The sequence below is a fragment of the Pseudomonas sp. B2M1-30 genome (genome assembly GCF_025447575.1).
Taxonomy (GTDB): Bacteria; Pseudomonadota; Gammaproteobacteria; order Pseudomonadales; family Pseudomonadaceae; genus Aquipseudomonas; species Aquipseudomonas botevensis.
Map to the genome: position 1 here is coordinate 1 of NZ_JAOEJT010000035.1, position 634 is coordinate 634.

1 protein-coding gene is annotated in these 634 nt (G+C 59.8%); it reads left to right on the top strand.

Annotated elements, in window-relative coordinates:
- A partial coding sequence (locus tag N8H74_RS29195; RefSeq protein ID WP_262152171.1) for an aldose 1-epimerase family protein occupies positions 1 to 634 on the top strand: 634 nt, incomplete at both ends.

Here is a 634-nt window from a genome sequence, read left to right on the forward strand (position 1 = left end):
TCGGCAATGTGCGCATGGGCTGGGATTCCCCGGTCAAGGAAGTGGTCAATCCGTCCTTCATCGAACTCAATGGTCGCGGTGGTCTGGGCTGGCTGGAAGGTTTCAACGAGCTGGTCACCCGCTGCGGATACGAATGGGTCGGCCACCCCGGCGTCGACAATGGCGAACTGCTGACGCTGCACGGTCGGGCCGCCAACATTCCTGCGAACAAAGTCACCCTGCACATCGATGAAATACCACCGTACGCCATCACCCTGCGCGGCGAACTGAAAGAGCAGGCGTTCAAGAAGGTCGACTTCTCTGTGGCGACCGAACTGGTCACCGAGCCCGGCAGCGTAGTGTTCGCCCTCAACGACACCCTGACCAACAATGGCGATTATCCGAAGGAATACCAGGCGCTGTATCACAGTAACTTCAGCACCCCGTTCCTGGAGCAGGGCGCTCGTTTCGTCGCGCCGGTGAAACAGGTGTCGCCGTTCAACGACAAGGCCAAGGGCGATCTGCCCGAATGGCAAACGTACCGCGCTCCGACCAGGGACTACGACGAAACGGTCTACAACGTAGTGCCGTACGCCGATGCCAAAGGCGATACGTTGACCGTGTTGCATAACAAGGCCGGCAGCCTGGGCGTTTC